Annotated in this window: 13 protein-coding genes; 4 read left to right on the top strand and 9 right to left on the bottom strand. The window is 58.5% G+C overall.

Features of this window, described 5'->3' with window-relative positions:
• Positions 1-15 precede the first annotated feature (15 nt).
• Positions 16-408: a hypothetical protein gene (locus tag K529_RS11430; RefSeq protein ID WP_005609528.1), complete on the top strand. Its 393-nt coding sequence runs from the start codon at positions 16-18 to the stop codon at positions 406-408.
• 139 nt (positions 409-547) lie between these two features.
• Positions 548-1006, top strand: a complete 459-nt coding sequence (locus K529_RS11425; RefSeq protein WP_005609526.1) for a hypothetical protein — start codon at positions 548-550, stop codon at positions 1004-1006.
• Between the two features lie 83 nt (positions 1007-1089).
• On the opposite strand, the gene ileS is transcribed toward K529_RS11425, so the two are convergent.
• Positions 1090-4089, bottom strand: a complete 3000-nt coding sequence (ileS, locus tag K529_RS11420) for an isoleucine--tRNA ligase (protein WP_005609524.1) — start codon at positions 4087-4089, stop codon at positions 1090-1092.
• Positions 4090-4380: 291 nt separating this feature from the next.
• Here ileS and K529_RS11415 point away from each other — a divergent pair, with 291 nt between their 5' ends.
• Complete coding sequence (locus K529_RS11415; protein ID WP_005609523.1) at positions 4381-4794, top strand: group III truncated hemoglobin; 414 nt, start codon at positions 4381-4383, stop codon at positions 4792-4794.
• Positions 4795-5046: 252 nt separating this feature from the next.
• Here the strand turns inward: K529_RS11415 and K529_RS11410 are convergent, their stop codons facing one another.
• From K529_RS11410 to K529_RS11395, 4 genes are all read right to left on the bottom strand, one after another.
• Positions 5047-5238, bottom strand: coding sequence for a hypothetical protein (locus tag K529_RS11410; RefSeq protein ID WP_005609522.1), 192 nt, complete (start codon positions 5236-5238; stop codon positions 5047-5049).
• A 158-nt stretch (positions 5239-5396) separates the two neighbouring features.
• Positions 5397-6377 (bottom strand): YcjF family protein, encoded by a 981-nt coding sequence (locus K529_RS11405; RefSeq protein ID WP_005609521.1) that lies wholly within the window; start codon positions 6375-6377, stop codon positions 5397-5399.
• Complete coding sequence (locus K529_RS11400) at positions 6374-6838, bottom strand: GNAT family N-acetyltransferase (RefSeq protein WP_005609520.1); 465 nt, start codon at positions 6836-6838, stop codon at positions 6374-6376. The genes K529_RS11405 and K529_RS11400 overlap by 4 nt, the downstream gene beginning before the upstream one ends.
• The gene (locus K529_RS11395) at positions 6835-8271 is read right to left on the bottom strand and encodes a YcjX family GTP-binding protein (protein WP_227512317.1); all 1437 of its coding nucleotides are present in this window, start codon (positions 8269-8271) and stop codon (positions 6835-6837) included. The genes K529_RS11400 and K529_RS11395 overlap by 4 nt, the downstream gene beginning before the upstream one ends.
• Positions 8272-8446: 175 nt before the next feature.
• On the opposite strand from K529_RS11395, the gene truA reads away from it, so the two are divergent.
• Entirely contained in the window at positions 8447-9226 is a 780-nt protein-coding gene (gene truA / locus K529_RS11390; protein WP_005632988.1) for a tRNA pseudouridine(38-40) synthase TruA, read from the top strand.
• Positions 9227-9268: 42 nt separating this feature from the next.
• Here the strand turns inward: truA and K529_RS11385 are convergent, their stop codons facing one another.
• From K529_RS11385 to K529_RS11370, 4 genes are all read right to left on the bottom strand, one after another.
• Positions 9269-9574: a hypothetical protein gene (locus tag K529_RS11385; RefSeq protein ID WP_005632989.1), complete on the bottom strand. Its 306-nt coding sequence runs from the start codon at positions 9572-9574 to the stop codon at positions 9269-9271.
• 187 nt (positions 9575-9761) lie between these two features.
• On the bottom strand, positions 9762-10454 hold the full coding sequence (locus K529_RS11380; RefSeq protein ID WP_005632991.1) for a CDP-alcohol phosphatidyltransferase family protein: 693 nt from the start codon (positions 10452-10454) through the stop codon (positions 9762-9764).
• A 122-nt stretch (positions 10455-10576) separates the two neighbouring features.
• Positions 10577-11512, bottom strand: coding sequence for a tyrosine recombinase XerC (locus tag K529_RS11375; RefSeq protein WP_009177488.1), 936 nt, complete (start codon positions 11510-11512; stop codon positions 10577-10579).
• Complete coding sequence (locus K529_RS11370) at positions 11509-12222, bottom strand: DUF484 family protein (protein WP_040642919.1); 714 nt, start codon at positions 12220-12222, stop codon at positions 11509-11511. Before K529_RS11370 ends, K529_RS11375 begins: the two co-directional genes overlap by 4 nt.
• Between the last annotated feature and the right edge of the window lie 149 nt (positions 12223-12371).

Genomic DNA, 12371 nt, shown 5'->3' with positions numbered 1-12371 from the left:
ACCGAAAGCAGATCCATGAACCCTGTCACCGCCGACCTTGGGGTCTACCGCATGTTGCGGGGCCATACGCAGGGTGTCGTTCCGTCGCATAAATCCCTGCGGGAGCAGAATGCCCCGCAGGAAGCCGGGGACGCTTTGACGACTGGCAAGTCAAAGGGGCTGGCATTCGCCATCCAGCGCGAACAAGCGTTGAACCAGCAGGAAGTTGTCCTACACGACCCTGATTTAAAAGAAAAATCTGTTACAGTCATCGAACATGAAGATATAACATCGAGCTGCGCAGGCAGCATTGCGCAATCCCGGTATTTACAAGGTCTCATATCAGGCAGCGTTGAGGGGCCGATCCCGATGAGTGCCTTGATCGCGCGCCAGAACTATGAACGCGCAAAAAAGATACTGGCTCCGTAGCGATAGGCTATCTCCCGTATCTGGATGAAATACCTAAAAGCCTATTGATCGCGCCCGAAGCTACGTTTTCTCAGGTATAATTCCTGTGACCCCCAAACTGGGAAGTCTCGACCCGACACGCAGGTGGAAAGGAACTGAGATGATTACAGCAATGCGCCCCTATTCTGGCGTGCCCTCGAGCAATATCACGCCGGTTGTCTTTACCGTGACAGATACGGTGGCTCTGTCGTCGAATGGTAGCGGCGCCACGGGTGCTGAGTTTGCCAATAGTCGCTTGGGCAATTTCCTGAGCGATGACCCAGCGCCAAAAGATCGTGATCTGGATTCACTGTTCAGCAGCGATAGTCTTGCAGCCTACGACAGCGCATCTGCCGTGCCTTCGTCTGAGAATGCGATCCGAGCGGAAGGGCCCCTGCCACCGCTGCCAGACGCACTTGACCCGATCAGCCTGCCGCCGCTGGAGAATTTGCTGAACAGTCAGATGCGGCAGCAAGCTGCGGATGCGCAGGATAATGTCTTTCGTGGCATTTCCTCAGGCAGTTTTGCACAGGAAATGTATACCAACACTCAAGACGTCTTATCCCGGATTGCCACCTGAACGGACTCTTGGTGACGCACCAAATGAAAACGCCCGGAGATGTGTCTCCGGGCGTTTTTGCTTCTTCTAGTGTGTGCTGCCTATCAGCTCCCGAGCGCGCTGTTGCAGCGGCCACAGGTGCCCGGATGGGCGTGCGTGCCCACATCTGGCAGAATCTTCCAGCATCGCTGGCACTTCTCGCCTTCGGCTTTTTCAAAGACAACTGAGACCCCTTCGATTTCCGGCAGACGATAGGCTTCTGCCGGGCTTGGGTCATTGGTCAACTGCACGCCAGAGGTGATGCAGACATCGGCAAAATTCACCGACTCCAGCGCCGCCAAGACATCCGCCTCGCGCACATGCACCACGGGCGCAGCCTCTAGCGACGCACCGATCACCTTATCAGTACGCTGAACCTCAAGGGCAGCGGTCACAACGCGACGCGCCTGACGCACCTTGGCCCATTTGGCGGCCAGAGGTTCGTTGATCCAGTCGCGCGGCGTGTCCGGCATATCCACCAGATGAACCGAGCTGTCCTCACCGGGGAAGCGCTCCAGCCAGACCTCTTCCATCGTGAACACAAGGATCGGTGCGAGCCACGTGGTGAGGCGGTGGAACAGGATATCCAGCACCGTTCGTGCGGCGCGGGCGTTCAACGTGTCGCCATCGCAATAGAGCGCATCCTTGCGGATATCGAAGTAGAAGGCCGACAGATCCACAGTGGCAAAGTTAAAGATCGCTTGCCACACACCGTTGAAGTCAAACGCTTTATAACCCGCTTTCACGGTGTGATCGAGTTCGGCCAGGCGGTGCAGTACCCATTGCTCCAGCTCGGGCATGTCTGCAGGCTCTACCCGCTGATCTTCGCTGAAATCGCTGAGGCTACCGAGCATGTAGCGCATGGTGTTGCGCAGGCGGCGGTAACTGTCGGCAGTGCCTTTCAGGATCTCCGCACCGATCCGCTGGTCGGCGGTGTAGTCGGTTTGGGCCACCCAGAGACGCAGGATGTCTGCGCCGTATTGCTTGACGATTTCCTCGGGCACGATGGTGTTGCCGAGGCTCTTGGACATTTTCATGCCCTTCTCATCCAGCGTGAAGCCATGCGTCACCACGTTGCGATAGGGCGCGCGACCTTTGGTGGCAGAGGCCTGCAGCAACGAGGAATGGAACCAGCCACGGTGCTGGTCGGTGCCTTCCATATAGACGTCGGCAATCCCGTCCTCGGTGCCATCTTCGCGGTCGCGCAGCACAAAGGCATGGGTCGAGCCGGAATCGAACCACACGTCGAGAACATCAAAGACCTGCTCATAGTCATCCGGGTTCACGATCCCGTCGAGCACCTTGGCTTTGAAACCGTCCTCATACCAGACATCCGCGCCGTTTTCCTCAAACGCGGCGGTGATGCGGGCGTTTACCTCGTCATTGCGCAGAAGATAGTCTGCATCCGTAGGCAGTGCGCCCTTTTTGGTGAAGCAAGTGAGCGGAACGCCCCATGCGCGCTGACGCGAGAGCACCCAGTCCGGGCGGTTCTCAATCATCGAATAGAGGCGGTTGCGGCCGGTCTGCGGCGTCCATTTTACCAGTTCGTCGATCGAGCGCAGCGCGCGCTCGCGGATGGTGTCGCCATAGTCGCCCATGCCATCATCCAGCTTGCGGTCCACACCGGCAAACCACTGCGGGGTGTTGCGATAGATGATCGGCGCCTTGGAGCGCCAGGAATGCGGGTAGCTGTGCTTGATCTTACCACGCGCCAGCAGGCCGCCGACTTCGACCAGCTTGTCGATGATCGCCTTGTTGGCGTCGCCTTCGCCCCCCTTGCGGTTAAGGATGTATTTGCCGCCAAAGAACGGCAGATCGTCGCGGAAGCCGCCATCGTCCATCACGTTATAAGTGATGACCTGCTCCAGCATCCCAAGATCACGGTAGAGTTCAAACTCCTCCATCCCGTGGCTGGGCGCGCAGTGCACAAAGCCGGTGCCTTCGGTGTCGGTCACAAAATCAGCAGCGCGGAAGTCGCGGATATCATCCCATTCACCGTTGGCACCTTCGGCCCCAGCGAGCGGGTGGGCGAGACCGATGCCGGCGAGGTCATCGGCAGAGACGTCCGCCACACGCGTATACTGATCTTCTGAAAGGCGGGCGCGTTTGAACACATCTGCTGCCAGATTGTCGGCAAGAAGATATTTGTCGCCTACGTTGACCCAGCATTCGTCCGGCGTACCGGTCACCTCATAGAGACCGTAGGCAATGTCCTTGCCGTAAACCACGGCTTTGTTCGATGGCATGGTCCAAGGAGTAGTGGTCCAGATTACAACCTGAGCATCCAATAAATCTTCCCGAACGGTTTGCGGTTCTGCGGCATAGTGCCGTCCCGCAGCCATTTCTTGAGGCCACAAATTATTTCCGTCGCCTTTCTGAGCTTGCGTCACCCTGAACTTCACCCAGATGGTGAAGCTTTCCTTGTCGTGATACTCGACCTCGGCCTCGGCCAGCGCGGTTTTTTCAACCGGCGACCACATCACGGGCTTGGAGCCCTGATAGAGCGTGCCGTTCATCAGGAACTTCATGAATTCCTCGGCGATCACCGCCTCGGCATGATAATCCATGGTGATATAGGGGTTTGGCCAGTTGCCGGTGATGCCCAGACGCTTGAACTCTTCGCGCTGGATGTCGATCCAGCCCTCGGCGAACTTGCGGCATTCCTGACGGAATTCGATGACCGGCACCGCATCCTTGTTCTTGCCCTTCTTGCGGTACTGCTCTTCGATTTTCCACTCAATCGGCAGACCGTGGCAATCCCAGCCCGGCACATAGCGGCTGTCAAAACCCATCATCTGATGCGAGCGGACGATCATGTCCTTGATGGTCTTGTTGAGCGCATGGCCAATGTGCAGATGGCCGTTTGCATAGGGGGGGCCGTCGTGCAGGACGAAAGGCTGGCGGCCTTTCTTTTCGCGCAGACGATCATAGACGCCGATCTCCTCCCAGCGTTCCAGCCATGCGGGCTCGCGCTTGGGCAGGCCTGCGCGCATGGGGAAATCGGTTTTGGGAAGGTTCAGCGTGTCTTTGTATTCGGGCGTGGCTTCGGTTTTTTCGGCGCACATATCGGTGGCGTCCTTTTGCATCAACGGGTCGGTTTGGGGATATTCGGTTCGGTGCGATCACTCAAGCACCTTTGCCCGGCGTCTCGTCTACTCAGAGCGCCGGGTTTATAATTCGAATAATGATGGCCACACGTCGTGTTGCAGTCGGTGTCATGAGGGCGCTTATAGGGGCTTGCGGCGCAAGGGTAAAGTGCGTCTGCGGATCCAGCAGGGTGCGACGCTATGCGCCCCTTTTTGCAGGGCGTTTTTATTATTACCTTGAGGGCGCTATCAGAGCGGAGCGGAGAGACTATGCAGGATGCGCATCCATTGGCTCGTTTCGACATTACGGCGGGTGATATCCGGCGTGTCGTGCGCGTCTTTTACAGCGAGGTACGGCGTCATCCTGTCATCGGCCCAGTGTTCGCAGCGCATGTCTCCGATTGGCCGGAGCATGAGGCAAAAATCGCCAATTTCTGGCGCAATGCTATCCTGCGCGAGCGGGTCTACGATGGGTTCCCGATGCGAGAGCATCTGGCCCGTCCAGATGTGAAGCCAGAGCATTTCCCCATTTGGCTCGGTTTGTTTCACAACGTGCTCAATCGTGAACTCAGCGCTGAGCAGGCCATGCAGTGGGGGCATTTGGCAGATCGTATAGGCGAAGGGTTTCGCACCGGCATTGAATCGATGCGCCAGCCAAAGGGAGAGCCACCCCGGCTGATCTGAATGTCTCGGATCGCGCGGAGGCGCATTCCATAAAGAAATCGCCGGAGGGGACCCTCAGGCGGCTTGATATAGCGAGCGGGCTGGCGATGAAACGCGGGCTGGCTTGCTGTACTGATTTGAGCATGACTGGCGTGCTTGCGAGTGGGCTGGATATCTACCGGGCTGGCTGGCGAATGCTGGCGGGCGAGGGAGATGTCTGGCGAACTGGCTGGCTTGGCTGGCGTTTGCTCAAATCACTGGGCTGCCCTGCGATCAGGCAGCTTCGTTTTCAAAATGACCGCACCAGTCGTCTTTTTTGACAACGGGCCAGTACCCACGCTCTGCTGCTTCTGGTTGAAAGACCGGCGGGTTGAAGCGGCACAGACCGGCGTTTTCCAGCGTCTGTTCATTGTTGGCTTTGTGGTCTTCATAGAAGGCACAGCTGCTGCATGCGGAAGTAGTCATATCACTCTCCTTGGCTGAACGGCCCTAAGGGCAGGGCCGTGTTTGGCTCTGTAACTTAGATAGATTCTAAATTGGGGGAGTGCAAGATATTTTTTGTTTATTTTCAAATAGTTGATAGATTTTGTCGGATGCTGAAATGCGAGAGTATTGCTCGGAAATCACTTGGCAAAGCCGCTGAGCGCTCGCTGAAGCACCTTTGCCAGCCGTGGTTTTTGCTGATTTTCAAAGGCCATGGGACGGCAAACTTCAATCGCTGCAATGCCAACCCGTGCGGTCAATGCACCGTTCACCAAACCTTCTCCAAAGCGACGAGAGAGTTTGGAAAGCACAGACGCACCAAGGATCGGCTCTAGCAGGTCGTCGCCAATCGCAACCGCACCGGTTGCAACCAGATGAGAGAGCACTGCACGCGTGAGCCGCCATGAACTGAATAGGCCAGACCGCCCGCCGTAAATCTCAGCAATGCGCCGGATCATGCGCAGGCTTGAAACCAATGCGGTCAGCACGTCTGCCAATGCTAACGGAACCAGTGCCGTGACTCCTGCTACTTGGCGGGCTGCGGCTTCGACTTCTGCGACCGCGCGCGCGTCCAGCGGACGCATCAGCTCTACTTCGGCAAGGTCAACCAATGCATCCGCATCGAGGATCTCGTCTTTTCGCTCATTGAGGGTGCGCAGACCCCATTCCAGATCCGCGCGCCCGTTGTAAAACCGCTGTAATGCCGCGATCTGCGTTTGCGCCTCTTTCAAGGTGCCGCCACGCGCCGCGCGACACCCCTGTCGCAACCCTTCGACGCGGCGAACCCGACCAACCGCGGCCAGTTCTTTGGCACAAAAGGCCAGTGCCGCAAGGGCAAGTCCTGCAAATGCTGCCGTAAAGACAAGGCCGAGCACAGGCATCCGGTCGAGCAGGCTGTTGGCATAGTCCCACGCAGCCACCGTCGCGATGGTGGTGATCAGACCGGCGACCAGCCCCCAGATCCAACCGCCCCAGCCGGAGCGCTTGTTTTTGCCCAGTGCGGTGACCGAGGTTTGCACCGCTGTGGGTGCATCAAGATCAGGCACCGGTGGAGCCTCGCTGACATTCGGAGCCGTTTGATCGTCGGGTTCTACGTCAAATACAATGGGGTCGCGGCTCATGTGGCGGTCTCCATCTCTTGGGTGTACCAATGGTACTCGATGTCCGGCAGGCCTTCGCTGTTGCGCTGACCATCCGTGCGTTTGCTCTCGACAAACCCTTCGCGCAAATAAAACCGCTGGGCTGCGAGATTGGCCTGAAAGGTCCAAAGCTTCAGTATTGAGGTCTGTCGTTTCGCGTGGTCCAGCAATCGTTTGCCGATGCCGCAACCGGTGTGCTCTGGCGACAGATAAAGAGAACAAACCTCTGCCCCATCCTGCGCGCAAAACCCAAGGATCATGTCTGTAGAGCAATCTTCGGCCACAGTGACCCACCCGCGCGAGATCATACGGTCACAAAAGGCGATCGCCTCAACCCGCGAATGTTCTTTGGGCATCCATGGCGTTTCATGTTCAAAACGATAGAGGATTTCGCCGATCTTGCTGGCATCGAGCGGTGTTGCGGGGCGCAAAACGTAGGTCACAGGCGATCACCGATCAGGAATTCTGCGGCCCGATCCAGTCGAATGTGGGGCGGCCCGTCACCTGGCTTGAGCGTCAGTGGCTGCGGGGCAAAACGCATAGAGGCATAGCTCCCGTCGAGCCAGTTTTCCGCACCCTGCCGTGCCGGGGTCAGCAGGTGCCGGGGATCCTCTGGCAAGCGACCGGGATAGAGCGCAGCAGCTTTGCCGTTTTCAGCCAAGATCCCGCGCACGCAGGGTAGCTCTGTCCCGTCATGGGGGCGCATTTCCTCTGTCGTGGCACGCAATGCCGCGAGGGAGAGCGCCGCGGTCTCTGCGCCCGCAAATTGCGCGCGGTCGCGGGCTTCTGCAGTCAACGCCTCTATAATGGCGGTAAGTTGAGGGTGCTGCAGGTGGTGCAGGTGATCGGCCTTGGTGGCGGCGAACAGGATCTTCTCCACCCGTTTGCCGCGCAGCAGTTGGCTGAGGAACCGGTTGGAACCGGGGCGAAAGGTGCTCAGGATATCCGTCATCGCCCGGCGCAGGTCTTCCATGGCGGGGGGGCCGGAATGCAACGCACCGAGGGCATCGACCAACACCACCTGCCGGTCGATGCGGGAAAAATGATCGCGAAAGAAGGGGCGTACCACCTGAGCTTTATAGGCCTCGAACCGGCGGGCCATTTCGCGTGCGAGGCTGCCCCGCGGGGCCTCGCCCGAAGGCAGTGGCGCGAATGTGAGCACGGGCGAGCCTGCTAGATCGCCGGGCAACAAAAACCGCCCCGGCGTGCAATCGTAATATCCGGCTTTGCGTGCGGACTGCAGGTAGTCTGCAAAAGCGGCGGCCAACCCCTGCGCGACGGGTTCATCGTGGGCCTCAGCGGGTGAGGCCGCTTTAATAGCGGCTTTAAAGGCTTTGGCTTCTTCGCGGGTTTCGATCCGGCGCAGGACGTCGGCCGACCAACTCGCGTAATCCTTGTCCATCAACGACAAATCCAGCAGCCACTCGCCCGGATAGTCGATAATGTCCAGATGCAGGATGCGTGGCCCTGTGACCCCGCCAAACAATCCGCTGGGCCGAATGCGCAGGCTCAGACGCAACTCGGACACCGCGCGCGTGCTGTCGGGCCAATGCGGCTCCGGCCCCGTGAGAGCGGCGAGGTGATTTTCAAAATCAAAGCGTGGAACAGTGTCATCCGGCTGCGGCTGTAAATAGGCGGCCTCGATGCGCCCATCCTGATGTGCCGAAAGCTGGGACATGCGCCCTCGGTTGATCAGATTGGCGACCAGTGAGGTGATAAAGACGGTTTTACCCGCCCGGGCAAGGCCAGTAACACCCAGTCGCAATGACGGTGCGGCAAAGGGGCTGGCCAATGCCCCGCCCAATGTCTCCGCGCCTCGCAAAACTCCGTCGGCCACATCTGCAGCCAATCCTGTAACGCCTGTTCCTCGCGACACTTTCTGCCCCCTGCCTGTCAATCGCTGTGTTGCCCGAGAAAGCGTTCGTACCGAAGTTTCTCGTCACAGCCTTAGGGACTGAACATAAGCATGCTGGGATGGGGTTGCCAGCCTCGCAGTGCAAGGTGGCGGCGCGGGGCTTGCCAGTTTTGCTTTGGCGGGGTACCTCGCGCCCATGCCGCGTATTGCTCTCAAAGTCGAATATCATGGAAAGCCTTTTGCCGGATGGCAGAGGCAAAAGGATCAGCCCTCCGTGCAGGGCGCGATTGAAGCTGCCTTGGCCAAGCTGGAGCCGGGCGAGCATACAATCGCTGCGGCGGGGCGTACGGATACAGGCGTTCACGGGTTAGGGCAGGTTGCCCATTGTGATCTGCAAAAGGACTGGGCCCCGTTCCGTCTGAGTGAGGCGCTGAATTATCACTTGAAGCCCGATCCCATAGCGATTGTAGACGCCGCGCTGGTAGATGATGACTGGCACGCCCGGTTCAGTGCGATAGAGCGGCAGTATCTGTTTCGGATCCTGATGCGCCGCGCGCCCGCGACCCATGATGCCGGGCAGGTCTGGCAGATCAACCACAAACTGGACGTTGAAGCGATGCAGGCTGGCGCTGACATGCTGCTGGGCAATCATGATTTTACCACGTTCCGCTCCTCCATCTGTCAGGCGGCAAGCCCAGTGAAGACGCTGGATGAGTTGCGGGTGGAACATGTGCAGGGCCTTTCTGGCCCAGAGGTGCATTTTCATGTGCGTGCGCGGAGTTTCCTGCACAATCAGGTGCGGAGTTTTGTCGGGACACTGGAGCGTGTTGGCGCGGGAGCATGGACGCCCGAAGATGTCCGCGATGCGCTTGTTGCCAAAGATCGGTCCGCTTGCGGTCCGGTCTGTCCGGGGCACGGCTTGTATTTGGCGCGGGTGGGGTATCCTGATCCGGTTTTTGCAGGCGATTTCACCTAAGGCTCAGGTGTTCTGCCCTGATGATCCTTGGGACTGGGGATATCAAATAACCGCCTTGGCCCCCGCATAGAGACGGCTTGCCTCACGCTCAGACATTCGGTGCAGATTGCGATGCGCCAGAAAGGTCTGCTGTGCAGTGTCCTGCTCGCTCGCGATGGGTTTGGGGGCTGCTGGCCGGTCATTTGGTGCAGCTTCGCGCGGGAAGTGGGCACCGGCAGCGGATTCGCGAAGCTCCGCCATCGCACGCGCAAGTTGCTGCGTGGCCATGCTATTACCAAAGGCCCTGTAGCCATCGACAGCTGCTTGCTGGCGGGCGTTGACCGAAGAACTGTCTTCTTGCATCGACATGTTCGCACTCCTGCGCCAAAACTCGGAAACAAAACATACCCCATGACTTTCACGAGTTATGCTTAACAGCCGGTTTACCGAACCTGCATTCGGCGCTTTCGAGCGGAAAAGATCAGTAAAAAGTCACGCCAATTAACACGTCAGCGCGCGATTTCGTGCTTCAGATCGGGGTTTGGTGGGGCTGGTCTCAGTCCCGCGAGGGGATGATTTGCTGGGCGATGCCAACAAACAGCAGATAGACCGATGTCACCAATAGCGCCCAATGGACCAACTGACCGGGCGCAAATTGCACCCAAGCTGTCCAACCAGCCAGAGCGGTCCAAACCAACGCAATGGGCAGGGAAATCACGCGCCAGCGCTCTGTGCGAACGGGGTGGATGAACTTTAGGGGCAAGAACTGGGTGGCCGACAATAGCGTGACCAGACCGAGGCTAACCCAGTGATTGGGTTCCAGCGCAAAAATCACCAAAACCAGCATGTTCCAGCAGCCGGGAAAGCCGGAAAAGGAGTTATCCTTCGTCTTCATGCGGGTGTCGGCAAAATACATCGCGCTGGTGAAGGTAATGACGATGATCGCCGCCCAGCCTGTCCAACCTGACATGAGATCGGATTTAAACAGCGCGAATGCGGGGATGAACACATATGTGAGATAGTCGATGATGAGGTCCAAAAGCACACCGTCGAACTGCGGCGCATTACGCTTCACGTCGTAGTGTCGCGCAAGGGGGCCATCTACACCATCGACGGCAAAGGCCACCACCAGCCAGAGATACATCAGATCCCATTTTGCATCGACCGCTGCAAGCATCGCCAGCATGGCAAATACAGCACCGGTTGCAGTCAGGAGGTGGACGGACAGGGCACGGAGTTCAATCGTCATTCGCCCGTGATGACGAATTTCGCCGTAACCCGCAACCCAGAAGCGCAGAGCAAGCCTTGCGTTTTGCTTCAATCGGTTCCCTCAAACACGATCACGCAGAAACCTCTGCACTGTTGAGCGGGTTACGCTTTGGGATGCGACCGCGCATAGACTTCCATCAAATGAGCCGTATCCACCGCGGTATAAGCCTGCGTCGTGGAGAGCGATGCGTGGCCGAGTAATTCCTGAATCGCACGAAGATCGCCCCCGGCCTCAAGAAGATGAGTCGCGAAACTGTGGCGCATGGCATGCGGGGTCGCGGTTGCGGGTAAGCCCAGTTGCCTGCGGGCATCGGCGACTACGCCTTGGATCATACGCGCATGCAGCCCGCCACCGCGCACGCCACGAAACAAGGGCAAGCTGGCCTCTTGCGGGTGCGGGCAGAGTTTCAAATAGCGACTCACGGCCTGTTGTGCAGCGGGCAGCACCGGTACGATCCGCTCTTTGCCGCCTTTGCCTTTGATCCTGAGGGTTGCGGGGAGGGGGGCGTCTTTGCCAAGCAGCCCAAGCGCCTCGGATATACGCAGACCACAACCATACAACAGAGTAACAACAGCCACATCCCGCGCGGCGACCCAATCCTGTTGGGATTGTAGCTCAACCGTATCAATCATCGCCCGTGCGGCGTCTTTATCAAGCGGGCGTGGCAGTTTCTTTTGAAACTTTGGCGAACGCGTGGACAGAACCGCCGTAGGTTCAAATCCCTCGCGTTTGGCCAGCCAGCCGTAGAACTTTTTCACAGCAGAGAGCTTGCGGGCAAGAGAACGCGCGCCTGTGCCCGCATTGCGGGACGAAGCCATCCATGCGCGCATATCCGCTGTGGTAATCTGGCTCAGCGCACCAAGCCCCTGCGGGCCACCAAAATGGAGGCTCATGAAAGCGAGGAAATCTACCACGTCGCCGCGATAGGCGGTGCGGGTGTTGTCGGCTGCTCCCTCCAGCGCGCCGAGACCGTCGAGCCAGATCTGCAGCGCATCGCGCGCCGCAGGAGAAATCAATGTGGGATCACCCGTGCTCAAGACAGCCAGCGGCGCATGCAGCGCTCAAATACACCGCCAAAAAAGGTCAGCAGGTCGGTGCCATGTTGCGGGGTGAACTGATGCGGATCTTCTGCGCCGAAAACCAGTAGGCCGGGCAGGCGACCAGCACCCAGATCAAGACGCAGACAAGCCTCAGAACGCAGATCGGGGGCGCGGTCGCCGTAGATGCGCGTAGGTCCTGCCTTAATCTGGCGCAGAGTCACGCAGCGATCGCCGCCGTAGGTGCGGCCTTGTGACAGGTAGGACTCTACGAATCCGGCTTCGGTGAACTTTAAGATGTCACCAACGCGTTCGACTGCGGCTCCCGCCTCTTCTTGCGTGGTTTCCAGAATCAGCGCCAGCGCATCGACGCGCAGGATATCACGCAGATCGCCGCGCAAAATCTCCATAAAACTCGCAAAACTCTCAGGGTCCAGCAGCCGGAGCACAGCGCGATGGATCTGGTTGGTTCCTGCGAGGTTCTCATAGGCGGCTGCGATCACCGACCGGTGCGTGTCTTCAAGCCGATCAAGCCGGGTTTCCAGCCGCTCCATCGCAATGCCGCGCAGATCAACGATGTTGGAACCCATGGCGCGCTCATTCGCGGCCACCAGCGCGCGCATCACGTTGGGGTCGTCCAGCACCATATCGGGCTTTTCAATGATTTTTTGGCGCAGGCTGTCATCCAGCCCAACGGTCATACTGCTCATCGTCTCGTCTCAACCTCTGATCGGGTTTTGTTTACTATAACATGTGGGTTGCGCCCGCGCGCGCGAAAAATTGCAAAAATCGTGCTCGGTTCTGGGGAGAATGCTGAGCTCGGCGACAACATGCTGATTGCAAATGAAAATGGCGCCCC

It is taken from the genome of Tritonibacter mobilis F1926 (assembly GCF_000376545.2).
GTDB lineage: Bacteria > Pseudomonadota > Alphaproteobacteria > Rhodobacterales > Rhodobacteraceae > Epibacterium > Epibacterium mobile.
This window is presented reverse-complemented; position numbering and strand designations above follow the sequence as displayed.

Excerpts from the sequence above, each read along its gene's own strand:
- K529_RS11410 (WP_005609522.1), bottom strand. The coding sequence starts at position 5,238 with ATGACTACTTCCGCATGCAGCAGCTGTGCCTTCTATGAAGACCACAAA.
- K529_RS11385 (WP_005632989.1), bottom strand. The coding sequence starts at position 9,574 with ATGTCGATGCAAGAAGACAGTTCTTCGGTCAACGCCCGCCAGCAAGCA.
- K529_RS11415 (WP_005609523.1), top strand. The coding sequence starts at position 4,381 with ATGCAGGATGCGCATCCATTGGCTCGTTTCGACATTACGGCGGGTGAT.
- K529_RS11425 (WP_005609526.1), top strand. The coding sequence starts at position 548 with ATGATTACAGCAATGCGCCCCTATTCTGGCGTGCCCTCGAGCAATATC.
- K529_RS11380 (WP_005632991.1), bottom strand. The coding sequence starts at position 10,454 with ATGACGATTGAACTCCGTGCCCTGTCCGTCCACCTCCTGACTGCAACC.
- K529_RS11430 (WP_005609528.1), top strand. The coding sequence starts at position 16 with ATGAACCCTGTCACCGCCGACCTTGGGGTCTACCGCATGTTGCGGGGC.
- K529_RS11370 (WP_040642919.1), bottom strand. The coding sequence starts at position 12,222 with ATGAGCAGTATGACCGTTGGGCTGGATGACAGCCTGCGCCAAAAAATC.
- truA (WP_005632988.1), top strand. The coding sequence starts at position 8,447 with ATGCCGCGTATTGCTCTCAAAGTCGAATATCATGGAAAGCCTTTTGCC.
- ileS (WP_005609524.1), bottom strand. The coding sequence starts at position 4,089 with ATGTGCGCCGAAAAAACCGAAGCCACGCCCGAATACAAAGACACGCTG.
- K529_RS11405 (WP_005609521.1), bottom strand. The coding sequence starts at position 6,377 with ATGAGCCGCGACCCCATTGTATTTGACGTAGAACCCGACGATCAAACG.